General features: G+C 53.7%; 25 protein-coding genes. 11 read left to right on the forward strand and 14 right to left on the reverse strand.

Annotated elements, in window-relative coordinates:
• Positions 1–185 precede the first annotated feature (185 nt).
• From AC4IE8_RS01395 to AC4IE8_RS01405, 3 genes are read left to right on the forward strand one after another with little or no spacing between them, the layout of a single operon-like run.
• On the forward strand, positions 186–515 hold the full coding sequence (locus AC4IE8_RS01395; RefSeq protein WP_490790122.1) for a hypothetical protein: 330 nt from the start codon (positions 186–188) through the stop codon (positions 513–515).
• 24 nt (positions 516–539) lie between these two features.
• Complete coding sequence (locus tag AC4IE8_RS01400; RefSeq protein ID WP_490790123.1) at positions 540–1,268, forward strand: InlB B-repeat-containing protein; 729 nt, start codon at positions 540–542, stop codon at positions 1,266–1,268.
• A gap of 9 nt (positions 1,269–1,277) precedes the next feature.
• Complete coding sequence (locus tag AC4IE8_RS01405) at positions 1,278–2,258, forward strand: InlB B-repeat-containing protein (RefSeq protein WP_490790124.1); 981 nt, start codon at positions 1,278–1,280, stop codon at positions 2,256–2,258.
• A gap of 78 nt (positions 2,259–2,336) precedes the next feature.
• Here AC4IE8_RS01405 and moaA read toward each other — a convergent pair whose 3' ends face one another.
• From moaA to AC4IE8_RS01465, 12 genes are all read right to left on the reverse strand, one after another.
• Positions 2,337–3,311 (reverse strand): GTP 3',8-cyclase MoaA, encoded by a 975-nt coding sequence (gene moaA, locus AC4IE8_RS01410; RefSeq protein ID WP_490790125.1) that lies wholly within the window; start codon positions 3,309–3,311, stop codon positions 2,337–2,339.
• A gap of 74 nt (positions 3,312–3,385) precedes the next feature.
• The gene (locus AC4IE8_RS01415; protein WP_068990453.1) at positions 3,386–3,958 is read right to left on the reverse strand and encodes a NapC/NirT family cytochrome c; all 573 of its coding nucleotides are present in this window, start codon (positions 3,956–3,958) and stop codon (positions 3,386–3,388) included.
• Positions 3,959–4,033: 75 nt separating this feature from the next.
• Entirely contained in the window at positions 4,034–4,459 is a 426-nt protein-coding gene (locus AC4IE8_RS01420) for a nitrate reductase cytochrome c-type subunit (protein WP_083226069.1), read from the reverse strand.
• A gap of 49 nt (positions 4,460–4,508) precedes the next feature.
• Complete coding sequence (gene napH, locus AC4IE8_RS01425) at positions 4,509–5,417, reverse strand: quinol dehydrogenase ferredoxin subunit NapH (RefSeq protein ID WP_490790126.1); 909 nt, start codon at positions 5,415–5,417, stop codon at positions 4,509–4,511.
• 1 nt (position 5,418) lies between these two features.
• Positions 5,419–6,276 (reverse strand): ferredoxin-type protein NapG, encoded by an 858-nt coding sequence (napG, locus tag AC4IE8_RS01430; RefSeq protein WP_068990459.1) that lies wholly within the window; start codon positions 6,274–6,276, stop codon positions 5,419–5,421.
• Positions 6,277–6,389: 113 nt separating this feature from the next.
• On the reverse strand, positions 6,390–8,960 hold the full coding sequence (gene napA, locus AC4IE8_RS01435; protein WP_068990461.1) for a nitrate reductase catalytic subunit NapA: 2,571 nt from the start codon (positions 8,958–8,960) through the stop codon (positions 6,390–6,392).
• Positions 8,947–9,216 carry a chaperone NapD gene (locus tag AC4IE8_RS01440; RefSeq protein ID WP_068990464.1) on the reverse strand — a complete coding sequence of 90 codons (270 nt, stop codon included), beginning with the start codon at positions 9,214–9,216 and terminating at the stop codon, positions 8,947–8,949. Before AC4IE8_RS01440 ends, napA begins: the two co-directional genes overlap by 14 nt.
• A 27-nt stretch (positions 9,217–9,243) precedes the next feature.
• The gene (gene napF / locus AC4IE8_RS01445) at positions 9,244–9,756 is read right to left on the reverse strand and encodes a ferredoxin-type protein NapF (protein WP_490790127.1); all 513 of its coding nucleotides are present in this window, start codon (positions 9,754–9,756) and stop codon (positions 9,244–9,246) included.
• A 207-nt stretch (positions 9,757–9,963) separates the two neighbouring features.
• Entirely contained in the window at positions 9,964–10,710 is a 747-nt protein-coding gene (gene narL / locus AC4IE8_RS01450) for a two-component system response regulator NarL (protein ID WP_490790128.1), read from the reverse strand.
• Positions 10,703–12,634 (reverse strand): type IV pili methyl-accepting chemotaxis transducer N-terminal domain-containing protein, encoded by a 1,932-nt coding sequence (locus AC4IE8_RS01455; RefSeq protein ID WP_068990472.1) that lies wholly within the window; start codon positions 12,632–12,634, stop codon positions 10,703–10,705. The genes narL and AC4IE8_RS01455 overlap by 8 nt, the downstream gene beginning before the upstream one ends.
• A gap of 157 nt (positions 12,635–12,791) precedes the next feature.
• Positions 12,792–13,232: a hypothetical protein gene (locus AC4IE8_RS01460; protein WP_068990475.1), complete on the reverse strand. Its 441-nt coding sequence runs from the start codon at positions 13,230–13,232 to the stop codon at positions 12,792–12,794.
• A 414-nt stretch (positions 13,233–13,646) separates the two neighbouring features.
• Entirely contained in the window at positions 13,647–15,569 is a 1,923-nt protein-coding gene (locus tag AC4IE8_RS01465) for an SLC13 family permease (RefSeq protein WP_490790166.1), read from the reverse strand.
• 293 nt (positions 15,570–15,862) lie between these two features.
• On the opposite strand from AC4IE8_RS01465, the gene AC4IE8_RS01470 reads away from it, so the two are divergent.
• The 8 genes from AC4IE8_RS01470 to pyk all read left to right on the forward strand — a co-directional run bounded on the left by AC4IE8_RS01470 (position 15,863) and on the right by pyk (position 24,261).
• Positions 15,863–16,759: a LysR family transcriptional regulator gene (locus AC4IE8_RS01470; protein WP_490790129.1), complete on the forward strand. Its 897-nt coding sequence runs from the start codon at positions 15,863–15,865 to the stop codon at positions 16,757–16,759.
• 508 nt (positions 16,760–17,267) lie between these two features.
• Positions 17,268–17,747: a 4Fe-4S dicluster domain-containing protein gene (locus AC4IE8_RS01475; protein WP_068990484.1), complete on the forward strand. Its 480-nt coding sequence runs from the start codon at positions 17,268–17,270 to the stop codon at positions 17,745–17,747.
• A 16-nt stretch (positions 17,748–17,763) separates the two neighbouring features.
• A complete protein-coding gene (locus AC4IE8_RS01480; RefSeq protein WP_068990487.1) occupies positions 17,764–19,617 on the forward strand; it encodes an aldehyde ferredoxin oxidoreductase family protein in 1,854 nt (617 codons plus the stop codon).
• Positions 19,618–19,685: 68 nt separating this feature from the next.
• Positions 19,686–20,930: an NAD(P)/FAD-dependent oxidoreductase gene (locus AC4IE8_RS01485; protein WP_068990490.1), complete on the forward strand. Its 1,245-nt coding sequence runs from the start codon at positions 19,686–19,688 to the stop codon at positions 20,928–20,930.
• On the forward strand, positions 20,912–21,181 hold the full coding sequence (locus AC4IE8_RS01490; protein ID WP_490790130.1) for a MoaD/ThiS family protein: 270 nt from the start codon (positions 20,912–20,914) through the stop codon (positions 21,179–21,181). The genes AC4IE8_RS01485 and AC4IE8_RS01490 overlap by 19 nt, the downstream gene beginning before the upstream one ends.
• An 8-nt stretch (positions 21,182–21,189) precedes the next feature.
• Positions 21,190–21,483: a MoaD-like domain-containing protein gene (locus AC4IE8_RS01495; protein ID WP_068990496.1), complete on the forward strand. Its 294-nt coding sequence runs from the start codon at positions 21,190–21,192 to the stop codon at positions 21,481–21,483.
• Positions 21,484–21,647: 164 nt separating this feature from the next.
• Complete coding sequence (locus tag AC4IE8_RS01500) at positions 21,648–22,709, forward strand: SGNH/GDSL hydrolase family protein (RefSeq protein WP_490790131.1); 1,062 nt, start codon at positions 21,648–21,650, stop codon at positions 22,707–22,709.
• Between the two features lie 112 nt (positions 22,710–22,821).
• On the forward strand, positions 22,822–24,261 hold the full coding sequence (pyk, locus tag AC4IE8_RS01505; protein WP_083226021.1) for a pyruvate kinase: 1,440 nt from the start codon (positions 22,822–22,824) through the stop codon (positions 24,259–24,261).
• 50 nt (positions 24,262–24,311) lie between these two features.
• On the opposite strand, the gene AC4IE8_RS01510 is transcribed toward pyk, so the two are convergent.
• Positions 24,312–25,592, reverse strand: a complete 1,281-nt coding sequence (locus tag AC4IE8_RS01510) for a glycerophosphodiester phosphodiesterase family protein (RefSeq protein WP_068990500.1) — start codon at positions 25,590–25,592, stop codon at positions 24,312–24,314.
• Between the two features lie 228 nt (positions 25,593–25,820).
• Complete coding sequence (locus AC4IE8_RS01515) at positions 25,821–26,402, reverse strand: superoxide dismutase (RefSeq protein ID WP_068990503.1); 582 nt, start codon at positions 26,400–26,402, stop codon at positions 25,821–25,823.
• Positions 26,403–26,426 lie beyond the last annotated feature (24 nt).

Raw genomic sequence — 26,426 nt, forward strand, 5'->3', positions numbered from 1 at the left:
GCAAATAATCAACGCTTAATTAATTTGACATGATGTTGTAAAGATACGCCGCGAGTTTGAAACTGCTGCTGTTTGCAGGCTCGGCACTGTTTCTTGGTGTCCTCTACTATTGGCTTTTTCGTGCACCGGATGGCGTCTAATTTCTTGCTTACTTACCTGAGCGCACACCCATAACCGATGATTCCATGCTCCAATCGCTGATCGGCTGGTTGCCGACTTTTATTCATGTGTTTGCCTTTTCGATCGTCACAGCTCTGGTATTAGGTGTTCACTACGCCTGCTTTTCCTGCTGCTTATGGGGCAGTGTCAATGCCGTCTTTGAGGCAGGTCAGGCATTGCCAGATTCGATCCTTGACCATTTGCCTGAGTTATTGAATCTGCAGGATTACCTTAAAACTGGAACCTTCAGCTTAATGGATCTGGCTGCCTGTTTACTGGGCGCTGCTGGGGCATGGCTGTTACTGGGTTATTTCCACACAACTGAGCAACTATCAGAAGATAGCTCTGTCCACTGATTTTTTTTCCAAGAGCAGTTACTTATGCTTGATCAATATCACATTGCCATAAACAAGCCATCCACAGAAAAAGTCACGGGTCTCAGTTTGGTGTTGTTCACTGTGGTTTCTTGTATTGGCGTGTTGAGTATTCTCGGCTCCGGTGGTGGGAATGATCGTTCGGGTGATGAGGTCTATCCGGTGGGAGGTATTGAGGTCATTCTGACTGGCGATGGAAGGGTAACAACCACCCGTGGAATCGACTGCCCCGGCGACTGCAGTGAAAACTATACCTTTGAGTTGGGCAGTGAAAGTGATGAGATTACACAAGTTCTGGTTGCAAATCCCGATATCGATTACAAGCTCGATGCAGAAGCGTCATCGGAAGGGCTTGCCGATGAGCGGATTGTATTCGAGGTTAACTCAGGCGATGCCATCTCGGTGACGGTGGTGTTTGTACCGCTTGAGAATGAGGAGGGTATGCCATTGTCGTTGACAGTCTCAACGGGAGGAAAGATCGTCGCTGATCCGGGAGGTCGGGTTTGTGACGGTGAATTGGCATCCGCTTCCTGTGAGCATCGGGTTGCCGATGCGCTCTCTTCGGGTAATGGCACAGTTCAAAAACGACGCAGTGTGGATCTGCAGGCAGTACCCTATGTGGGTTATTCATTCGTAGGTTGGCAAGGCGACTGTAGCGGCAGTGATGTGCTGCAAGCATTTGACTTGGGTGGGTCCATCGATCCCATGGCATTAAGTTGCAGCGCCTTGTTTTAAGCGGTAACTGTGACCGATTATACCCTCACCGTGCCCGAGCCAGTCGAAGGTGGCAGCATCGCCAGCATCTCCGGTGCCATCAACTGCCCGGGTACGTGTTCCGCCACTATTACCGCGCAAACGCAGGTTGAGCTTTTCTATAACCTTGATGGAGGTTACCAGTTTGGCGGCTGGTCTGGCGATAATGAAAACTGCAGCGGTAACGGTGCATCGGTCACCCTTACCATCACCAGTGATACGACTTGTGGCGCCAGTTTTATAGCTGATAGCGAGACCCAATACACGGTCACTGTTAGTGCACCGGAAAACGGTACCGTGACCAGTGCCGGCAACGCGTTGAATTGTGGTGCTACCTGCAGTGCCGAATTTGCGCAAAGTGCCAGTCCGGTCACTCTTACCGCGACAGCGGACACGGGTTATGTGTTTTTGAGTTGGGGGGGAGACTGCGCTGCAGCAACCAGCAACGTGGCGGCGCTGGTATTGGATGGGAACAAGAGCTGTTCGGTAAGTTTTACCGAACTGGACAGCGATGCAGATGGCGTTGGTGACACTACTGACAACTGCCCGGTTGTGGCGAATGCCGATCAACTCGATACCGATGGGGATGGGGTGGGAGATCTCTGTGATCTGACTGGGGAGTGGGATTTCCGCACAGAGGTGACGGCGGCGACCGGTGACTGTCGAGGAGAGGTGGGCATCGCCGATAACTACACCATCGACATTGATCAGGAGGGGCAAAATGTCACCCTCAGAGGCTTTCTTGGTGTAGCGACGAATGTGCTTCAGGGTAGTGTGGAAGGCAACACGCTTCTCTATTCAGGGAGTTATCCTGAACATCTTGGTACCACAACCCAGGAGAGGACCGAACTCACCATCGATTGGAATCCCCCCATCTCGATGTCAGGTGTGGAGCAATGGAGTTGGACCGATGGGAGCTCGAATTGCCCTTCCGGCAATGAGTCTGCAATCACAGCGACGTTTCGCAATTGATCGGCTTGATCCCAGTGCTGGAATCCATCAGCGGGCAAAAGCCTGCAGAAGTTGCCCGGTCGACACAAGCTCTGAGGATCAGCCGCCCAAGGCTGACATGGGGCGAATGATGGCCGTTGGGGTTTCGTTGAAATGGTGCCGTTCCGGCTTACGGGCTATGGCGGCGCGGATCGCCTGTTGCAGAACCTCATCCGAGGCTCCCTGACGGAGTAGGGGGCGTAACGCCAGTTTGTCCTCCTGTCCGAGACAGAGATGCAGATCGCCGCTCACGGATACCCTGACCCGGTTGCAGGTTTCGCAGAAGTGTTGTGACTGGGGGGTGATGAAGCCGATCACCAGGCCCGTGTCGTCGACCTGGAAGTAGCGCGCCGGTCCGCTGCCTTGCATGGCCGCGGTTTGCAGTTTGTAGCGTCGGCGCAGGCGGGCTTCAATCTCAGTGAGGGGAATGTAACGCTCAGTTGCCGCCTGTCCGCCTTCTCCCACCGGCATGGTTTCGATAAAGCGCAGTGTCAGGTTGTGGGTAAGACAGTACTCAACCATCTTCTCGACTTCATCGTCGTTGAGTCCACGCATCACCACCATGTTGATTTTGATGGGTGAGAGGCCTGTGGCGCTGGCTGCGTCGATACCTGCCAAAACCGGTTGCAGACGACTGCCGGTGATCTGCTTGAACTTGCCCTCATCAAGGGAGTCGAGACTGATATTGAGTCGTGTCACCCCGGCCTGACTCAGGGGTTCGGCGTATTGATCCAGGCGTGATGCATTGGTGCTGAGGGAGAGCTCTTCTATGCCCGGTACATTGGCGATGCGCGAGGCGATCTCTGTCAGCTCCTTGCGTACCAGGGGTTCTCCACCAGTGAGCCTCACATGCCTGACACCCAACGCGGCGAATTGGGTGACCAGGCGTTCTGTCTCAGCAGGCGTCAGCCAGTCATCGGGCGTTTCGAAGCCACGATGACTCTTGGGCAGACAATAGAAGCAGCGGAAATCACAGCGATCCGTAACGGACAGGCGCAGATAATCGATCTTTCTGCCGAATGGGTCGTTTAGCATGCTTGCCTCATGGTTGGTCGATTTATAGTTACCTGCAAGTCATTCGCTTATCATTCAAAAACAGCCCTTGATTGTCAATAATCCATATTCGGGTCGTAACCCTGGGGCAATGAATGAGCTATGCCTTTGTGACAATCAATACAGGTCTGCTGGGGCTCGTTGCCGTCCACTGCATCCCAATAGTGTGGATCATGCTGTTCCGAGCTGCGAGGGGCCTGCTTATCCAGGTCCATGGAGATGAACTTGTGACAGTTGCGACACTCCCGTGAATCTGTCTTTTTCATCGAACGCCAGACATTCTGTGCCAACTCCAGGCGTTTGGCTTCATATTTCTCCGGCGTGTCGATGGTGCCCATCACTTTGTGATAGAGCTCATTGGTCGCCTGAATTTTGCGTACGAACTTATGTATCCACTCCTTGGGTACATGGCAGTCCGGACAGGTGGCGCGTACGCCGGTCCGGTTGGTGAAATGGATTGTCTCCTGAAGCTCCTGATAGACGGTGTTTTCCATCTCATGACAGGAGATACAGAACTCCTCTGTGTTGGTCATCTCCATAGCCGTGTTGAAGCCACCCCAGAGTAATATGCCGGCAATGATGCCAACACCCACCAGGAACAGTCCGCTACGCTTTTTACTCTCACTCATTATTACACCAGATTATTGATCAACTACTCGTTACACGGTTGGGTTTCCGCTCAAAGAGCGGTACCCAACCAACTTCTATTTGGCGCCTTGAAAGTTGTTTTGCACCAGTGGATCTGCACCCATTTGAGCGGCATGGCACTGGGTACAAAAGTAGCGCCGGCTGGAGAGGGTCTTCAGCACGTTGCCATCGCGGTCCAGATAGTGGCTGTCGCCAACTCTGGGTGCCTTTTCTTTTTCATAGGTTGTTTCGCTGTGGCACTTCATGCAACCGTTGTTTTTCAGATTGATCTCATACTTGTCTACTTCATGAGGCACCATCGGCGGTTGCAGTTTGAAGCTGCGCTCAATGCCACCCTTGACGTTGATAAGCTTCATGTTAGCGGGTTTTTTCGCCATGGTGTCCAGCTTGTCGCCCCGCAGGGATTGCACCTCGGCCAGAACAGCTGTGGACAGGAATATGGCTGCTAGTGCCGCAATGGTTTTTAATGCGATCTTTTTCATACCTTTCTCCATCATCACTCTAAATTCAGAAATTGTTTGGAATTGCCAGTCAGGCTTGAGCGCCCTGACTGATTTCACCTTCGCGTTTTAAGTCGTCATTTTTTTTGGCGTGACGACCGCCATAACTGAAAACGTCTTTGGCACAGATATCGATACAGCGCCCGCAATTGGTACAATCAGATGAGATGATCACCGGGGTCGCCCCCTGCTTCTCACCTTTCAGAGCCGGTTTGATAACCTGGGGTTCGGGACAGACCACATAACACTCCATGCAGTCATTGCAGGCCTGGCGTTCAAGCGCATTGACCCTGACCAGACTCTTGCTGCCCACCAGATTATAGAAAGCGCCGACTGGACAGATATGTCCGCACCAGCCATCTTTGGCAACGATCAGATCGAACAGAAAGATGCCCAGGACCATTACCCAGGCAGCCCCCATGCCGAAGACAATTCCCCGGAACATCATGGAGACCGGATTGACCAGCTCCCAGATGATGCCGCCGGTAACCAGCAACGGCAGAATCAAGGTCAGGGCTAACATCCAGTAGCGTGTGCTGCGGGAGAACTGGGAGTTGCTTCTGATCCCCAGTTTGCGGCGTAGCCAGGCGGCCAGATCGGTCACCAAGTTGACCGGGCAGACCCAGGAGCAGTAGACCCGGCCACCCACCAGTAGATAGAACGCCAGTACGATCACCACACCAATGATGGCAGCGGTCTCAGGCACCACGCCGGAGAGGCTCGCCTGCAATAACACATAGGGATCGGTAAGCGGCAGTATGTCCAGGGTCAGACTGGATGCCAGATTACCCTTGACGATCCATAGGCCGAACCAGGGGCCGGCGAGAAACAGGGCGAGAATGCCGAGCTGGCTGATTCGTCTCAGGATCAGGTACTTATGGGACTTCATCCAGCCTTTGGCCGCGATGGCGTCGTCACCCAATGTCGTCATATCCACCATGCTACTTGTCCATGAATCCGCTATTGAGTGTATCCAGAGGATTTGAGGAGAAAGGGGTCTCCTCAGCCTCTCCATCGATGATCAAACCCTCACCCTGCAGGTCATAACGCACCCCATCGGGCAGGTTATATTGATGCTTGGTATCGGGTGTGACCAGTGCCTCACCAGCCTTCTCTTTCTCCTGCCAGCCAAGTCGGTAGTGTTTACCCAGTTCACCTTTCGCCAGGTGCATGGGGAATACCTTGATGGCCGCTTCCTCCAGGATGCAGGCCCGTTCACAAAGTCCACAACCGGTACAGGCATCGGAGTGGACTACCGGGATGAACAGGGCGTGTTTGCCTGAGCGGGTGTTATGCTGCATATCCAGGGTGATAGCCCGGTTACGGATCGGACAGACGTTGAAGCAGACTTCACAGCGCAGTCCGTGAAAGGCAATGCAGTTTTCCTGGTCGATCAGGACCGCCAGCCCCATGCGGGACTCTTCGATATCCTTCAGGTCATGATCGAGGGCATTGGTGGGACAGGCAACGACACAGGGAATATCCACGCACATTTCACAAGGCCCGCTACGGGCGATGAAATAGGGGGTACCTGTGGCCACTTCATCTCCCACTTCACCCAGAAACAGAATATCGTAGGGACAGTCACGCACGCACAGGCCGCAGCGAATGCAGGCGCCGAGAAAATCCTCCTCCGGCAGAGCGCCGGGGGGGCGGATATAGTTGGCCGGCATGGTGGAGGCCCGCTTTGAATAGGCACCCAATCCCAGTCCGACCAATCCCACCCCACAGGCAGTCTTGAGCATGTTGCCCAGGAACTGTCTGCGGTTGAGCTCGTTTTTGTCCTTACTGTCTGACATCTCTAATAAAAAACGTTTTCAGTTGAGTTGCATTCTGCCGTGGTGGCACCACAACCCATCAGAGTCGTGGTGGGGGGTGCGGCAGTGCCGCACCCCTCTGCCGTTTCAGCCCATCAGGCTCGACTGATCTTGACACCACACTTCTTGTAATCCGTCTCTTTCGAGAGCGGATCAGTCTGGTCGAGGGTCAGCTTGTTGACCAGGCGTCCAGCATCGAACCAGGGAACGAAAACCAGCCCTTCCGGACACTTGTTGCGGCCCTTGGTGTCGACCTTGCAGACGATCTCACCACGACGGGAGGTGAGCTTGGCCAATGCACCGTTACGCAGACGCCGTTTCTTGGCATCTTTCGGATTCATGTAGACCACCGCGTCTGGGACGGCACGATAGAGCTCGGGTACGCGACGGGTCATGGAACCGGAGTGCCAGTGCTCCAATACCCGTCCGGTGCAGAGCCACAGATCGTACTCTTTGTCCGGCGGCTCAGCGGCGGGCTCATAGGGGGCGGTAATGATGTTGGCTCTGCCATCGGGCTTGCCATAGAATTTAACCCCTTCACCCTTGGCTACATGGGGATCGTAGCCCTCGCGGAAGCGCCACAGGGTCTCCTTGCCATCAATGACCGGCCAACGCAGGCCACGCACCTTGTGGTAGGCGTCGAAGTCGGCCATTTCGTGGCCTTTCTTCGGGATCCCCTCGGCAGAGTTGAACAGGCGATACTCTTCAAACAACCCTTTCTGTACATAGAAACCGAAGTCCTTGGACTCATCGTTTTCGTACTTGTTGCCACGGGTGTCGGTAACCTGCTCTACCGGGAACTTGTCGACCTGGCCGTTGGCATAGAGCACATCGAACAGGGTCTTGTCGGCATACTCAGGCATCTTGGCGATCAGATCTTCCGGCCAGACGTCTTTCACTTTGACATACTTGGCGAACTCCATGACCTGCCAGACGTCGGATTTTGCCTCACCGGGTGCAGCGACCTGCTGACGCCAGAACTGGGTACGCCGCTCGGCGTTACCATAGGCACCTTCCTTTTCGATCCACATCGCTGTAGGCAGAATCAGATCCGCAGCCTGGGCCGATACGGTCGGATAGGGATCAGACACGGTGATGAAATTGTCCGGATTACGCCAACCGGGATAACTCTCATCATTCATGTTGGCGGCGGCCTGCATGTTGTTGTTACACATGACCCAGAAGGTATTCATCTTGCCGTCATTCAGGGCGCGATGCATGGCTACGGCGTGGATCAGGGTCTTGCCCATGGGTTTGCCGCTGATGTCGGTCTGGTCGGCGCCGTCGGTTTTACCGTTGGCCCGGGGAATGGTCCCGGCAGGCAGCTTCCAGGTCTTCTCGGCGAACTTACAGTGGGCGTCCTTCTTGGTCACCAGGTCTGCGGGCAACCTGTGGGTAAAGGTACCAACCTCGCGGGCGGTGCCGCAGGCGGATGGCTGACCGGTGAGGGAGAAGGGGCTGTTGCCCGGCTCGGCGATCTTGCCCATCAGCAGATGGACGTTGTAGCAGAGGCCGTTGACCCAGACACCGCGGGTGTGCTGGTTAAAGCCCATGGTCCAGTAGGAGGAGACCTTCTTGTTCGGATCGGCATAGGCCTTGGCCAGTTTCAGCAGCTGATCCTTCGGAACCTTGGAGAGCTTTGAGGTGTACTCCAGGGTGTAGGGCTCAACCGATTTGGCATACTCTTCGAAACTGATCTTGGAGAGCTTGCCCTTGTTGCGATTTTTGGCCGCCTTTTCGCGTGGATCAGTGGCACGCAGACCATAACCGATATCGGTTGGTGTCTTGGTGAAATTGACGTGCTTGTCGATAAACTCCTTGTTGTAGGCCTTGTTCTGAATGATGTAGTTGGCAATGTAGTTGAGGATCGCCAGATCGGTCTGGGGCTCAAAGATCATGCCGTTGTCAGCCAGCTCGTAGCAGCGATGCTCGAAGGTTGAAAGTACATGGACTTCACAACCGGGCTTGGTCAGACGGGTATCGGTGAGGCGGGACCAGAGAATCGGATGCATCTCCGCCATGTTGGCGCCCCAGAGCACGAACACATCGGCGTGTTCCAGATCGTCATAACAGCCCATCGGCTCATCGATACCGAAAGCGCGCATGAAAGCGCCCACGGCAGAAGCCATACAGTGGCGTGCATTGGGTTCCAGGCTGTTGGAGCGGAAACCTGCCTTCAGCAGTTTCTGTGCGGCATAGCCTTCCCAAACAGTCCACTGACCTGAGCCGAACATGCCGACACCCTTGGGTCCTTTGGCCTTACGTGCGGCTACCCACTTATCAGCCATGGTCTGGAAAGCCTCTTCCCAGCTAACGGCCTCGAACTTGCCGTTCTTGTCATATTTGCCGTTGGTCTTTCTCAGCAAGGGTTTGGTCAGACGATCCTCTCCATAGAGGATCTTCGGTAGAAAGTACCCTTTGATACAGTTCAGGCCCTTGTTGACCGGTGCATCCGGATCGCCCTGACTGGCGACGACCTTACCGTCTTTGACACCCATCAAGACGCTACAACCAGTACCGCAGTAGCGGCAGGCCGCTTTGTCCCAACGGATGCCATCATCTGCATCGGCAGCAACAGCGCTGGACACAGGAAGGGTGACGCCGGCCACGGATGCAGCGGCTGCTACAGCATTGCTTTTTATAAAATCTCTTCTAGTTAATTTCACGGTTCATTTCCTCCATCGACTCTTCACCGCCATAGTGATAAATCAAAGTTGTGCTCACCACGCCATCCACATTGCGCAGTTCATTCATAGTGTCTGAAACCGGTGACATGGATTCACCCTCGTCTTCCACAGTAACAATCAGTTTGTCCTCTATCATTCCACCGTGGACTTCCACACCTTGGTATTGTGTTAGGCGCTTGGAGACTTGGGGGCCATGGTCGGGTTTCGTATAGACAATCAGGCTGCATATATTCATGTATGGCTTATTCCTCGCATTGGTCTGTCAGGCCGCTTGGGTCTGTGTGCCTGGCAAAATGGAAATGGAATGACTGGGGCAAACTGAAATACAGGCTCCACAGCTATTACACTTTTGCTGATCAACCTGTGGCAGGGAACGCCCCCTGGTAGCAAGCTTGAAGCAGATGGCAGCCTCTTCGCAGATATCGCCACAGCTTCTGCAGACCACGCCGTTTTGCGACAGGCAGCTCTTTTCGATACTCAGTTCGAGGTGCCAGGGTGCCATGTTCGGATCGCTGTCAAAGCCCAGAGCCTGGTGTTTGCAGGCCTTTACGCAATCGCCGCAAAATGTGCACTGGGCGACAGAGAAATCGATTTTTGGAAAACCGGCAGAACCCAGCGTAATGATCTTCTGGGGGCAGGCTTCAATGCAGTCGTTGCAGCGTTCGCAAAGTTCAGTAAAGCTGCTTTCAGATTGCGACCAGGGTGGTCGTATCTCGCTTTGTCGACCGCGCAAGTCACCACGTAAAAACTGTGATCTGTCGATGTGTCCTGACAACAGTCGCGACCTCGGTTGATAGAGTTCAGTCGAATTTGATTGGCCTTTATGAGGCGCAATGTTTTTGCTTCTGAAAGTGTTTCACCAGGCCCTTAATACTGCTTTGATTCGGATCAAGAAACAATACGAAATCTTAAGAAAAAAATAATAAAAAACAGTAACTTACCAATATATTGGTAGCGTTATATACCCCAATGTGAGTAGATGCTAATTCGTTTTGGGTAAAATCTGGCGGTAACGGCGGAATAGCGATTGCACTGATTGCAATCTGTCTGAACAGGCCCTGGAGAGAGGTTTAGCTGGAAGGTTTTTTCCCTGGTTGAGGGCCCAAACGGCAGCCTCGGTTCTGGAGTGGAGATTGAGCTTTTTCAGCAGATGTTTGACGTGCACTTTGACCGTGCCTTCTGAGATAGCAAGGTTGGTGGCGATCTGTTTATTGCTCAGTCCCTGGGCAATGTGCTGAAGAATCTCCTTTTCCCTTGAGGTGAGATCCGGCATGGTGGATTGAGTATCCAGTCTGTCGTCCTCGCGCAGCGCTTTTGCCAGCAGTTGAGTCAAATGATCGCTGATGACCACGGTGCCCTCTACCGCTTTGCGGATCGATTTGAGAATATCTTCCGGCTCCATATCCTTCAGCAAATAGCCGTCTGCACCATTTTTCAGTGCTGCGAGCACATCCTCTTCATTATCTGAGACGGTGAGCATCAGGACCCTTGAATCAAGCTCAAAACTCTTGATGGCTTTCAAGGTATCCAGGCCGTTGGTGCCCTTCATATTGATATCGAGCAGGATCAGATCCGGGTTGAACTCCCGTGCCAGCACCAGGCCATCCTCGCCATTGGCTGCTTCTCCGATCAGTTCAAGGCCTGGATCCATATCGATCAGATCGGAGACACCTTTTCTGAAAAGTGGGTGATCGTCTATCGCCAGCAGTGTGTAGTGTTGTTCAGGCATCTTTCAATTGCTCGGTAAAAAGACGTTGCGATTCCCGGCTCGAAATATCAGCAATCGTGAAGACCAGATTGATCTGGGTTCCGCCTATCGGTGACTCATTGATGTGTAGTTCGCCACCTAAATGTTCCGCCCGCTCTTTCATGATCGGCAGTCCATAGTGTTGCATCATATCACCTTCACCATCTATGCCAATGCCGTTGTCCTCGATGTTGACTGTCACCAGACCCTGATGGTCGCAATCCATACTCACTCTTGCTTCGGTGGCATTCGCATGGCGTATCACGTTGGAGAGCGCTTCCCGGATGATCTGAATGATATGTATCTCGGCATTCGGTGAAAATTGACAGTTGCCCAGGGTATTGATGAATTCAATCGGAATGCCTGAGCGATTGGTGAATTCTTCAACGGTCTGATTGATCAGTCTGCCGAGGTTGGCGTCGGTGACCCTGAGTCGGAAAGTGGTGAGCAGCTCTCTCAGCTGTCGATAGGCGCCATTCAGCGCCGACCTCAATACGGAACTGATCTGTAGTACATCCTCTTTCGGCAGGTCATCGTTCACGGCTTTTTCGAGGCGCGCCACCTGAATCTTCAGATAGGAGAGTGACTGGGCTATCGAATCATGCAGCTCTCTGGCGATGACACTGCGCTCTTCCATCAAAGACATTTTTCGGTTTTGAATATCCTGCTGGGTGACTGATATTGCCAATCCGATATGGCTGGCAACGGTTTCCAACAGGCGAGCCTGCCACTCCTCCAGCTCTTGTGAGGGCTGCAGTTCGACCATCAGGATGCCGTAGTACTTGGCCTTATCCCGGATCGGTGTTGAAAAGATATTGATCCGCTTGCCGCTGGCTGGATCGCAGGTCTGGAAACTGTGGGTTTCACCATCCCCAAGACACATAGCGCATTGGCCATCATTTTGGTCTTTGAGCAGAATATCCTTGCTTCGGGTCGAGGCGTACCGATAGGCCTGGTGGTCTCCGGGCTGACCCAGGCAGATCGTTCCATTGTTAACCCCGAGCAGGGCCTCGATATCGTGAATCACGGCAATCAGAACCTGCTCGTTGAGGGATGAGTCACTCAAGCGTTTGGTGGTGGAGTAGAGCAGTTCGAGGGTGCGATTACTCTGTTCCAGATCTTGGGTTTTCTCTTCCACGCGGTATTCCAGATCTGAATAGATGACTGACAGGTTGTCAGCCATCAGATTGAAAGCATGACCGAGCTGACCCAGTTCGTCTTCGCTTAAAAATCGACTTCTTACCGAAAAGTCACCATGACGAGCCGCTTTGGCGCAGGCAAGTAGATTGCGCAACGGGTTCAGAACGGAAATTTTTGTCAGGTAGAGGCTTATCAGGGCAACCAGAAAAGTGAAGCTGAGCAGAATGATCTGGATCAGACGGAGCTGCTGGTTTTTCTGTTCCGCTTCAAGCTCCAGGGCTTCCACGAAACTGTGTATGTCATCCACGAAACCATCCACCAGTGAAAGATAGGTCTGCCGGCTGACATCGATTTCGTCCAGCCCGTGAACAGCAGGATCGGAGGTTTCAGTCATCTTCAGGTAGTTCTTGAGGTTGGGCAGCATCAACTGCTGCCATTGGCGCTCAACCCTTTGGTAGGTGCTATTGACTTCATCCCCTGTGCCTTTGGCCAGTACATCATGAATCCGCGGGCTGTGAAGACGTTGATTGTACTCATCCACCAGCAGTCCGGATCTGTTGCCTGGATGATTGCTGTGCGGATTGCCATGCACCAGACTGCTGGCGATGCGGTATGACTGCATACGCAGGGTGCCCGCTTGATTGATTGCCGCTGCATAGCCTTCTGCGGTGTCTGCAATGATCACCGAACTGATCATCCCGGAGAGCGCCAGAATGAAGAGTATCGTAATGAACGTTCCGAAGCGGAGTAGCAGTGAGTGTTTCACTTCATGGTCTCCTGCGGGTTAGTGATCTCTATCGTTCGATAGGGTAATTCTAAACGCTGATTGAAAATGTGTTAACAGGCCCCCTAAAAGCAGGGTATCAGAGTTTGATCCTGTGCGAATTGATCTGGAATGGTTGGTGACTCTGAGGCGCTTGGAGCTACTGAATGGTCAGCTTCAAAGGCTGCATCTCTTTGTACATGATGATCAGGGGCTTTTGGGTTGAAAAGGTAAGGATACGGGTCTTGGACGGATAGATCAGATGATTGCTCAGGAACATATGCAACTCATCCCCGCCCAGCAGAAACTCTTTGAACCTCTGGACATTCTGCAGATCGATGTTGTCCTGCAGGGAGAAGTCGAAGCTATTGAAGGCAACGGATTGGTCGCTTAGCAAAAGCTCGGGAATCGACTGGTGACCAAGTAGTTCATGCTGCGCACGTTTGAGTAGATTGGTCGAGAGAATCAACCCCACACGCTGTTCACCGAACAGCCAGCTGATCTCCCGTGCATCATCGTAATCCGCTGTATGCTCACCAAACGCCAGGCACCAGCCTTTGTAGTAAGCGTTATAGCGTTTGATGACTCGAGTATCTGACATGTGCCGATGCGGTGCTCTGCAATAAAACAAAAACTCTCGCAATAGAGTCTACCATGACCGGCTGATTTCTATGCTGCGAGATTCTACGATACAGGAGATTATAAGATTCTTGTTAATTGTGGAACTGTGATACTACTTTAATTCTTATACGGCAACAAATCCGGCCTTGATTTGATTGTTGTTTAATTTTTCATCTGGTGAGCCGGGCCTGACTGTATGACATTTGGTGGCAACTTGCTGCAACCTTGTATTATCCAGGTTGTGGAACGTCCCTGCACAGGGAAAGTGTTTGCCAGCCCCAAACTTTGGATGATCTAAAGAGAGAACGCAGTGAGCCGTCCTGCAGCTTGTTTGGTAGCTTGCTGTAGGACGGCCGTTGTGCTGAATAAGATGCCGGTAGATGGAATCGCTGGTTTAGAAAACCAGGTTCATCACCAACATCATGACTGTCAGAAAGAGTACGGTCATGATGCCGCCGGCACGCATGAAATCCGCGACCCGATAACCCGCCGGTCCCATGATCAGGGCATTCACCTGATGGGTGGGAATGAGAAATGAGTTGGAGGTTGCTATTGCCACGGTAAGTGCAAAAACAGCCGGATTGGCGCCGGCGCCGATGGCGATGTTAACCGCCAGGGGAACCAGCAGTACGGTTGCGCCCACATTGGACATCACCAGGGTGAAGAAGGTAGCCAGGATGGCAACGGCCAGCTGTATCACCCAGATCGGCATATCCCCAACCACAAACAGCACCTGCTCAGCGATCCATTTTGCGGTTCCGGTGGTTTCCACCGCCAGACCCAAGGGTATCAACGATGCGAGCAGGAAAACGGTTTTCCAGCTGACTGCCTCGTAGGCCTCTTCGATATTCAGTACCCCGGAGAGCACCATGCCCATGGCGCCGGTCAGCAGCGCGACGGAGAGACGAATGTCGGTAAACAGTACCATCGACAGGGCAATACCGAAAAACAACATCGCCCATCCGATCTTGTGCGGGCGCAACTCTTCATGGGGATACTCTGTGGTTACCACGACAAAGTTCTTATCTTTTTCGATTCTTGGTAGTACATCCCAGGGGGTATGGACCACCAGGGTGTCGCCTGCCATGAAAGGCATGTTGCGGATATCCTCGCCTTCCCGCATGGTTTCGCCATTGCGGTGCAGGCCGATCATCGCCAGACCGTAGGTTTTACGCATCCAGACATCCCGGGCGCTTTTACCGATCAGCGAGGAGCTGGGGGGAATCACCACCTCGGCGATACCGGCCTTATTGGCAGAGAGATCGCCGGAGAAAGTACGCAGCGTGTCGCGCTTCTTCAAGTTGAAGGTAGTGACAAAGTTGTTCAACGATTCCGGGTCGGCAACCACACCCAGTACCATGCCCTCCTGGATCGCGACATCACGGGCCAGGGCGCCCGGGCCGATACGATTGGCTTCACCGGAGATCTTGGTGGCAATGATGCGGACCCGGTAGCGGGTCTCCACTTCATCGAGTTCCTTACCGATCAGACTGCTGTCATCGGTGACCACCATTTCGGAGAGATGGTAGGAGAGTCCATAGACGTCCTGAAAGTACTGCATTGGGTCAGTCCCGCTGGTACTGCTCTCACTCTTTGTTTTGGGTAGCACAAAACGACCGGCAATGACGAAATAGAGGATCCCGGTGAGGATCAGGGCAACGCCGATCGGGGTCACGGAGAAGAGTCCCCAGGTCTCCATCTGTTGAGATTCTGGCAGCGCCTTGTTGGAAGTCAGGATCAGATCGTTCAACAGAATCAGCGGGCTGGAGCCAACCATGGTCATGGTGCCGCCCAAAATGGCGGTGAACCCCATCGGCATCAGCAGGCGTGACATGGGCAGTCCCGAACGGGCGGAGATACGGGAGACTACCGGCAGAAACAGGGCGGCTGCACCAACGTTCTGCATGAATGAGGAGATGAATCCGACAGTAGCGGAGATGATCGGAATGATGCGGCTCTCGGTCGTGCCGCCGATCTTCAGGATGAAGGCGGCAACGCTGCCCATGATGCCGGTCTTGTCCAATCCGGCGCCAATGATCATCACCGCGATGATCGAGATCACCGCATTGGAGGAGAAACCGTCGAACAGGTGCTGATTGTTCACCAGTCCCTGCTCAAGCCCCATAAAGGGCGCCAGTAGACTGGTCAGACCGAGCACTACCATAATGCTGGCGGCCGCCACATCCACGGCGACAACTTCAAACGCAAACAGGTAGATGGTGAGCAGCAGAATCACACTGACCCAGGCGATCTCGATGGTCGGCACCAGGTTTGCCAGCACCAGGGCAACAGCCATGAAGATGCCTCCGGCAACCATCTGTTTGATCGATAGGCGATTCCTAGCCGGGCTCAGTTGCTGGGTAGTCGGCAACGCGTTCACTTGATATTACTCCATGAGATTGGTCGTTTGTCGGCCGGTTGAAATAGCAAAACAACAGACAACCTGTAGCTGTTCTGTTGGTTCGCTTCATTCCTGATTGGAAATGTTACTGCAAAGACAAAGAAGTCCTGGGGCAGGTCTATTCGCTATACCAGCCAGCGAAAGAGGGGGCTATAATGCCTTTTTTGGACTATCTATTCAAATAAATAAAAATGTTTTAATATTCCCATATGGAATATAGAAGCCTGCCTGATATGAACAGCCTGGCAACCCTTAAAGCGGTGGTTGAGCGGGGTGGTGTCTCACCGGCCGCTCAAGTTCTGCAAGTGGGGCAACCTGCGGTGACCAAGCGACTGCGCAGTTTGGACAGCTGTTATGGGGTAGCTCTGATGCATCGTGAAGGCAGACGCTTAGAGCTGACCCCGGCGGGTGAAAAAGTCTATGAGTATGCCTGTCTGGTACTCGATCACCAGCTCAGCCTGCTGGATGATCTCAACTCCCTCTCCAGCGGGCAGAACCGCTTGCGTCTTGAAGTGAACTTTGCCATCGGTGAGCATATGCTGCCCGATCTTTTGCTCAGGTTCGCCGAACTCTATCCCCAATACAACATCGAGAGTCGCATGGGCTATTCGCGACGGATTCAGCGACGCCTGGCAACCGGATTGTCCGATCTTGCGCTGTTGGAACAGGCCCCGGATCATCCCGATATCCTGGTACAGAAGTGGCTTGACGATGAGCTGGTACTGGTCTGCGGCCCTGACCACCCCCTCTGGGGTTGCGGATTGTTGCCGGTGACCGATCTGGAAAAACTTCACTATGTGCTCAGGGAAGCCCGTTCATCAATGCGTCTGACCCTGGATAAGGCGCTGAAGGATATTGGTGTCAGTAGTCTGCCGGTGACGATGGAGGTGGGTTCTACCGATACAATCGTGGAGATGCTGCAACACGGTCGGCATGTCAGTTTCCTGCCGAGATTCACCGTTGATGATGGGTTGCAAAACGGCTCGCTCTACCACATCAAAATCCAGGGTCTTAGGATCAAACGGACGCTGTGGATTGCCCGCACGAGATCCAATCTGAATAACGATGTGGCAGAAGTCTTCATCTCCCTGTTACGCGGAAGTTAAACCATCGTTCAAGGTGACAGAACTCTCAGTCACGAACTGCGCTGAAGTTGAAGTGCGGATTACAGCCTGTTATTCGCCAGGCTTCTCATTTGAGCCGGTAGACTGCGTCCACGGATTGGCTCGTTTGGCCGCTCCGATCCGTGTTCCCTATACGTGACATTTTGTCATTCCGCTATGCATTGTTGTCATTATTTGTCGTTATTTTCCCCGCCGTTTTTTGGATGCGATTCTCGCTCAGAAATTAGTTGTAGAAAAAATATTTCCCAACTACTCTAGAAAAAAACCAACGGTTAAATACACAGATACATAATATTTCAAAACTACTGTGTATGTACTTTTTTCATAGTCAATCCATATTCGGCTGCCGGCATATTTGTGCCCGGCCAGTCAGTATTATCATCGCGAAAACAATCGGTGATGCCGACTGTTTCATATCAATTTGAGACTCAACCTGAAGTGCTGTGCCTGTCGAATGCAGGTATGCCCATGAAGGAAGGAGAATAAAAGCATGCAGAGATCCCTGCTTATTGATGCGGATAAGTGCACAGGATGTGTTCAGTGTGAAATGGCCTGTTCCTATGAAAATGAGGGAATCTTTAATCCCTCGAAATCGAGGATACGGGTCTTTACCTTTCACCATGAAGGTCGTTTTGTGCCTTACACCTGTACACAGTGTGCCGAAGCCTGGTGTATGCAGGCCTGCCCGGTCGATGCTATTTCACTGGATGTGAACAGCGGCGCAAAAGTGGTCAGCGCCTCACTGTGCGTTGGCTGCAAGGTCTGCACCATTGCCTGTCCTTTCGGTACGGTCAACTACAACACCGGAACCGGCAAGGTAACCAAGTGCGACCTATGCGGCGGCGATCCGGCCTGTGCCAAGGCCTGCCCGACAGGGGCCATCACCTATGTGGATTCGGATCAGACCGGATTTGAAAAAATGCGCCAATGGGCAGGTAAAACTGACGCTGGCTCGACAGCTACAGCGTAATCGGAGGGTACTCAATATGTCTTGGTCTGGAAAATTACTTCGGGTAAACCTCACAAACGGCACTTGCGCTACGGAAGCATTGAATATGGCATGGGCGCAGGAGTATCTGGGGCAGCGCGGCCTGGCGAGCAAATATCTTGTTGAAGAGATCGATCCAAAGGTTGATCCACTCAGTCCTGAAAACAAGATGATCATGACCACCGGTCCGCTAACCGGCACCATGGCGGCTACTGGAGGAAGATATTCTGTGGTCACCAAAGGTCCGTTGACCAACTGCATCGCCTGTTCCAACTCCGGTGGGTTCATTGGTGCTGAGATGCATAACGCTGGCTGGGATATGATCATCTTTGAAGGCCGTTCAGCCAATCCTGTCTATCTCTATCTTGTCAACGACAAGGCAGAACTGCGTTCGGCCGATGAGATCTGGGGTAAAAGTGTCTGGGAGACAGACGAGTGGCTGCATGCAACACATCAGGATCCGATGCTGAGAATTGCTGCGGTAGGTCGTTCAGCTGAAGAGGGCTGCCTGTATGCGGCGATTGTGAATGATCTGCATCGTGCCGCCGGTCGATCCGGTGTGGGTACGGTTATGGCATCGAAAAACCTCAAAGCGGTTGCCATACGCGGCACCCTCGGGGTTGGCAATATCAAAGATCCGGCGAAGTTCATGCAGGCGGTCAATGCGGGCAAGCAGGTGCTTGCAGACAATGCGGTTACCGGGCAGGGTCTACCGACCTACGGTACCCAGGTATTGATGAATGTAATCAATGAGATTGGCGCCCTGCCTACCCGTAACATGAAAGAGGTACAGTTCGAAGGTGCGCAGAATGTTTCCGGTGAGGCGATGCATGAGAATCGACCCACCGACGGTAAACCCAATCTGACCACCAACGCAGGTTGCTTCGGCTGCACCATCGCCTGTGGGCGTATTTCAACCATCGACAAGGGGCACTTCTCGGTTGAGAGCAAACCCCAATATTGGGGCAATTCCGGTGGCCTTGAGTATGAAGCCGCCTGGGCGCTGGGCCCGGATACCGGTGTCGATGATCTGGATGCGCTGACCTATGTGAACTTCATCTGCAACGAAGACGGTTTCGATCCCATCTCGTTTGGTTCTACGGTCGCAGCGGCAATGGAGCTCTATAAAATCGGCGCCATCAGCACGGCGGAAACCGGCGGACATGAGCTGAAATTCGGTTCTGCTGAAAGTCTGGTCTGGGCCGTGGAAGCGCTGGTCAGTGGTGAAGGATTTGGCAAGGATCTCGGTCTGGGGTCGAAACGGCTTTGTGAAAAGTATGGCCATCCCGAGCTCTCCATGACCGTCAAAGGTCAGGAGTTCCCGGCTTACGATCCTCGGGGTATCCAGGGCATGGGATTGGCTTACGCCACCTCCAATCGCGGAGCCTGTCATCTGCGGGGTTACACCGTTGCCTCAGAGGTGCTGGGTATCCCTGAGAAGACCGATCCATTGGCAACCGAGGGTAAGGCTGGTCTGGTGAAGGCCTTTCAGGATGCCACGGCGGCCGTGGACTCCAGTGGCTTGTGTCTTTTTACCACCTTTGCCTGGTCCCTGGAGGATATCGCACCTCAGGTGGATGGCGCCTGTGAGGGTGAGTGGACTGCCGAGCGGATGGCGGAGCTGGGTGAGCGGGTCTGGAACATGGAGCGGGAGTTCAATCTGAAGGCGGGATTGACCGCTGCAGATGACACTCTGCCGAAACGCCTGCTCAAGGAAGCGGCGAATGTAGGACCTGCCCAGGGTCGGGTCAACGACCTGGATCAGATGCTGCCCGAGTACTATGAGCTACGCGGCTGGAGCACTGATGGGGTGCCGACAGACGAGACTCGAAAACGTCTCGGTCTGGGTTAATCAATCGCTGAAGATTGCTCATGGTCGTGCCCCCATTCTAAGGGGGCACGGTTTTAGGAGGTTAGTGAATGCATTATGTTGTCATCGGCGCGGGTCCGGCAGGCGTTACCGCCTGCGATACCCTGCGTGAAGAAGATCCCCAATGCCGTATTACGCTGATCAGTGGCGAACCGGAGCCACCCTATTCGCGGATGGCGATCCCCTATCTGATGGTTGAGAAGATCGAAGAGCATGGTACCTATCTGAGGCAGAACGACAGTCACTATGCGGAACGCCAGATCGAGTTGGTTGATGGACCGGTGAGTAGGGTTGATCCACAGAATAGACGGATTGTGCTGGAGAACGGCTCTGAGTTGGAATATGACCGTTTGCTGATTGCCACGGGAGCAACCCCATTGAAGCCACCGATACCGGGTATCGATCTGCCCGGGGTGCACAACTGCTGGACCATGGCGGATACCCGGGCAATCGTGGAACGGGCCCAACCTGGCAGCTCCGTGGTGCTGATAGGCGCCGGCTTCATCGGTTGCATCATCCTGGAAGCGCTGGTGATGCGGCAGGTTAATCTGACGGTGGTGGAGAAGGCGCCGCGTATGGTGGCCAGAATGATGGACCGAGTAGCCAGTGAGCTGCTGCAGGGCTGGTGTGAAAGCAAAGGAGTGGATGTGCACACCAATGCCGGGGTTACCAGCATCACTCAGCAGGGGGATGGGTTGCAGCTCGCTGTGGATAACGGTGAGAGCCTGACAGCCGATCTGGTGATCACCGCGATGGGGGTACGGGCCAATACCCAGTTTCTCGAAGGCTCTGGCATCGAGGTCAATGACGGTATCGTGGTCAACTCCCACTTTCAGAGCAACTTCCCGGATATCTATGCGGCCGGTGATGTGGCCCAGGGACTGGATTTTTCCACCGGCCTGAACCAGGTTCAGGCGATTCAACCCACTTCAGTTGAGCATGGCCGGATGGCGGCAATCAATATGGTCAGCGACTCTGCCGTTGAGCATCGTGGCAGTCTGAACATGAATGTGCTCGACACCCTGGGGCTGATCTCATCCTCCTTCGGACAGTGGATGGGGGTGGATAATGGGGAGCAGTCTGTGCTGCTTGATCGGGAGAACTACCGCTATCTCCGACTGGAGTTCGATGGGGACTACCTGGTCGGTGCAAGCAGTCTGGGGCACACCCAGCATATCGGTGTGCTACGTGGGCTGATCCGCAGTCGGGTTCCACTGGGGGAGTGGAAAGGGCGCTTGATGAAGGATCCAAGCCGACTCATGGAGGCCTATCTTGGGTGTGTGGTGTCACCATGATCCAGGTGGAGTTTAAGCTTTTTGCAAGCTTGATGAGCTATCTGCCCGCTGCTGCCAGTGAGCATGCCGTGATGGTGGAAATGCCTGAAGGATCGACGGTCTACGATTTGATGGACAAGTATCAGGTACCCAGGGAGCAGGCCCACCTGGTGGTATGCAACGGACTTTTCTTACCGCCTTCCCAAAGAGATATCCATAGCCTCAAGGATGGGGACAGCATTGCCCTCTGGCCTCCTGTCGCCGGGGGTTGAGCACGGCGGTGGATCATCAGGAAACCCGCTTGATGGCGATCAGCCATCGTGACTTTCTGCGCAGTCTTCAGCCCATGAAGCGCGATTATCCGATAAGGGTGGAAGATCAGGGAACGAGGTTTGTGATCACCAGGGACGGTTTGCACCTGGAGATTTCACTTGGCGAGGAGCAGGTTGTCAGAATGGGCTCTCTGACAATGCCCCGTACCCAGGTCGATTTTACCTTTCATACCGCTTCGCCACAGCAGGTCACAGATTTTTTCACCAGATTTGAGCTAAGCTTCAGACGCGGTGGCGGCTGAATCATCAACACCCAGGGAACATCAGCGGCTTGTTGCCATCAAACTCTCTTTAATAAAGCGAGAGCCGTGATGGCGGCTTGCCGTTGATCGGTAAACCCGGCTGCGTCATGGGGCACATTCAGCCACAGTGTGCCGGGTTGACAATAAAAGGGGAGTTCATATTAATGAGGCGGATTTCTGCAGTCTTACTGGTCAATCTGATTATCGGCTTAATGTTCGCCCCGGGGTTGGCGGCAGCCGCTAAACACTTCGAACGTCTGGTGGTGTTTGGTGACAGTCTCTCCGATCCGGGAAATGCTTTCTATCTGACCGGTAATGCGCTGAAACCTCCCTACAGCGCCCTCGATCAGTTTCTGGTACCGGATGCACCCTATGCCAGGGGTGGAAACCATTTCAGTAACGGAAAAACCTGGGTGGAGCGGTTTGCCGAAAAACTCGATCTGGAGGAGAGCGCAGGGCCAGCCTTCAAAGGGGAGAACAAGGATGAGCTGAAAATGACCAACTATGCGGTTGGTGGTGCCCGAGCCAGGGATTTCGGACAGTCTGTCAACCTGGTAAGTCAGCTGGGCATGTTCCAGGCGGATGCCCAGGGTCAGGTTGCCGATCGTGCACTCTATGTTTTAGCGCTTGGCGGCAATGATGTGCGGGATGCGGTGTCGGTCTTGGCGCAGGACAGTAGCGGACTGCTCAGTGCGGAGATTATCGCCAATGCATTGAGTGCAATCTCAGATGCGGTGATTGCCCTCTACAGTGGCGGGGCAACGACCTTGATGGTTGCCAACGTACCCGATATCTCAATAACGCCTGCGATAAGCAGATTGGACGCCATACTGCCCGGGGCAACAATGAGCGCTGCGATTCTCTCCGCCAAATTCAACAGTGAGTTGGCCGGCCTGCTCGATGTACTGGAACAGAGTTCTCCAGGCTTGAAAATCATTCGCATCGACTTTGCTGGCAGCACCCGACAGATCGCTGACGATCCCGAAGCGTTTAAAATATCCAATGTCGAAGATGCCTGTGTGATGCCGGATCAGCAGCCCTCGAGCTGTAAAAAACCGAATCGGTATCTGTTTTGGGATGGTATACATCCAACCGCAAAGGCGCATCGGATCATTGGTAAAATGGTGTTTAAAAACTATCAGTCATTCATGCGGGCCTCGGAGGTATATTGTCATCCAGGCCGAAAGAACAGGAAAGCGGCCTGCCGTTCCGTGCTTTGGTTATAGTTTGACATTTTGATGGATGTGGAACACTCTGGCGACAGGCAGGGCGGTATCATGTTGTCGCGTGTTTCATCAAAGGCTTCCTTAAGAGGAGCCGTCAAATAAAGAATAACTCATGTCCATCCCATTGATACGAAAAACCAAGATAGTCGCAACCATCGGGCCGGCCTCGGATCGTGTGGAGACCCTCGAGGCGATGATCCGCGCCGGGATGAGTGTGGCGAGATTGAATCTTTCACACGGCAGTTATCAAGAGCACAAACAACGCATCACACGGATCCGGCAGGCCTCGCAAAACCTGCAGATTCCAGTCGCCATCATGATCGACACCCGGGGCGTTGAGATCCGCACCGGACCGCTGCAGCAGGGCATTGTCGAGTTGCATTCGGGTGGCCATTTTTCACTCTATACAGACGATCGTATCGGCGATGAGCAAGGGGTATCGGTAACCTATCATCGACTCAGCCAGGAGGTGGGGCCGGGTGATGTGATCCTGCTCGATGATGGCGCCATGGAGCTGACTGTTGACGATGTGGCGGGAGATGAGATCCGTTGCAGCGTGGTGTTGGGCGGTATGTTGAAAGAGAACAAAGGGGTCAATCTGCCCAATACCCAGCTATCGATGACTGCGGTCGAGACTGCTCAGCGTGACGATATTCTGCAGGAGCTCACTTTCGCCGCTGAGAATGAGGTGGACTATATCGCTGCTTCCTTCATCCAACAGGCAGTGGAAATTGAACGCATGAGAGAGATCCTGGCTGAGCGGGAGAGTAAAATCCCGATCATTGCCAAGATCGAGAACCGCTCCGGTATTGAGAATCTGGAATCGATCGTCAGTGCCGCTGACGGCATCATGGTGGCTCGGGGTGACATGGGTGTGGAGCTGCCGCTGGCGGATGTGCCCAGTATGCAGAAGAAGATCATTCGTATCACTGTCAGTAACGGTAAGCCTGTGATTACCGCCACTCAGATGCTGGCCTCGATGGAGCAGAACCCTAAACCGACCCGGGCTGAAGCCAGTGACGTGGCGAACGCCATTCTGGATGGCTCCTCCGCGTTGATGCTCTCCGGTGAGACCGCGATGGGAGACTATCCGGTCGAATCGGTCAGCACCATGGAACGATTAGCGGTGCGTACTGAAGCTTCGCTACGTGAATATGGCTATCTGCAGCATATTTTGCCCCATGCCTCCAATGTGGTCACGGAGGCGGTCAGCCATTCAGCGGTCACCATGGCTGATCAGCTGCATGCGGCGGCGATTATCAGTCTTACCGAGAGTGGCTTCACATCGCGTCTGATCTCCAAGCACCGTCCTGAATGCCCGATCCTGGCGGTGACCCATTCACCCAGGGTAACCCGGCGATTGTGCATGAATTGGGGGGTGATACCGATGCTCGATGCCGCAGATCATAACGATGAGGCGAAGGTGGATTACTGCATCGAACAGGCGAAACATCGCGGTCTGTTGACGGTGGGCGACGTGGTGATTGCAACCAGTGGCTCCACCCAGGCTACCGGTGGCACCAATCTGATCAAGGTGATGTCGGTCGATTGAAGGCAGATCCTCCTCCCTGAGAATCTGCCTGGCAAGCCAACTGAAGTAACTTACAGGCCTTTGCAGTTGGCGTAGAAGGTTACAGTTGCCGGCCAGTCTGAGAAGATACCCTTGATACCCACATCCTGTGCCAACACATCCAGCAACACCAGCATGTCACCATCGTTGTCGGTGACGTCGCTGATGCTCTGGTAGTACCAGCCACCGCCGCTCGCCAGCAGGCCGGAGCGTTCCAGCGTCCAGGTGATCAGGTCGATACCATGGGCTCTTGCCGCAATCGCGTATTCGGAAGGTACGATCTCGCCATTTTCAGCGGTAACCAGGGCCCACATGGCAGGCGCCAAATAGTTCACACCCTGCTCCGCAAGGTAGGACATCATGTCGATGGTCTGCTTGGCCTGGTCCGGATTGTCACTGCCATCCAGGTAGACGGCCTGTCGGCCGAAACGTGGCTCATGGTTGATCCAGTAGAGTACATCGTCCAGGTTGAATGATTGGGCGAAGACACGCTTGGGTTTTACACCGGCGGCCTTGTACTCATCAATCATCTGTTGAGCGTAATCCTGTTGGGTGTAGTCACCTTCGAAGGGCATATCGACACTGGGAGACTTCAGCTCAGGGGTCATCTTTGTGCCAAGTTGTTTGAACAGCTCGATGCTTTCGGCGTGGGTCATCAGGGTACCGTTGCCCGTATAGAGGTCTGTACGCCAGCTTGGCGTGGCATCCAGATACTCCTCAACGCTGGTTGCCGTCCGATCAGCGGCATCCATTTTGCCTTGCAGGGTTTTGAACTCCTCCAGGGTGATGTCACTTGTGCAGCAGCGTGCAGAGGCCGGGGTGATTACCTCACCACTGGTCGGATCGAGCTCAGCCGGAACAAAGGGCTGGGAACATTTTGCCGCCAGTGGGGTTGCCAGGATGTTGGTGGTCGTGTGCAGGTCACACTGTGAATGACGGCAGACCAGTTCCCGATCCTTGGTGAAGGTGACATCGCACTCGAGAATGCCGGCCCCCATGCGCGCTGCGGCGACATAAGATTCCACGGTGTGTTCCGGAAACTGCATCGCTGCGCCCCGGTGACCAATGGAGAAGTCGCTCTTTTTAAACTTCTTCTTTTTACTGCAGGCCTGCAGTTCCTGTTTGAGTTCGCTCTCGTCCATGTCGTTGACCAGGTAGAAAGGGCGGGGTCCCAGTTGGGTACTCAGACGAACCCGCTCATATTCGCGCTCGTCATCCTCTCGATTCTCTCTGTTCCCGGCAAAACAACCGCTCACCATAATGGTGGTTGTCGTGATGATTAGCAGTGTCTGTAGCATCTTTTTCAATCGCATACTCGATTCCTCAGATTATTATGGTGCTTGATTCGGATTCCATGAATACCGGCTGCCACCATAAAAGGGCTTTATTTCCTGCTGATGCCGATGCTGTGACACTTTTGAGAAAAAAACAGTGTTGAGCTGTAGAGGTTTATAAGATTAGAGAAAGCTGAGGAAGGCGGGGGAGATCGAATACGGCCGGTTAACTCTCCCGACACAGTGCTGTGTCGGGAGTTGTGGGGATTAGCTCATGTTGCCGGCAACGAAATCCCAGTTGACCACCTTCCAGAAGGCTTCAAGATAGGCAGGGCGGGCATTGCGATAGTCGATGTAGTAGGCGTGCTCCCAGACATCGGCGGTGAGCAGTGCCTTTTTACCGGAGGTCATCGGAGATCCGGCGTTGGAGGTGTTGAAGATCTCCAGACTGCCGTCTGCATTCTGTACCAGCCAGGTCCAGCCGGAGCCAAAGTTAGTGGCGCCGGAGGTGGCGAACTTTTTCTTGAACTCGTCGAATGAACCGAATGTGTTGTTGATGGCGTCTGCCAGTGCGCCAGTGGGAGCGTTATCATCGCTCGGGCTGCGCAGGCAGTTCCAGTAGAAAGTGTGGTTCCAGATCTGAGCCGCATTGTTGAATACGCCACCGGAAGATTTCATGATGATATCTTCCAGGGAAGCGTTTTCGAATTCGGTCCCCGGTATCAGGTTGTTCAGATTGGTCACATAGGTGTTGTGGTGCTTACCATGGTGGAACTCCAGGGTCTCTTTGGAGATCACCGGCTCCAGGGCATCAATTGCGTAGGGCAGGGCAGGTAGTTCATGTGCCATGAGTTAATACTCCTTTGTTGTCGC

This window comes from Candidatus Thiodiazotropha sp. AKAK2, assembly GCF_058244685.1.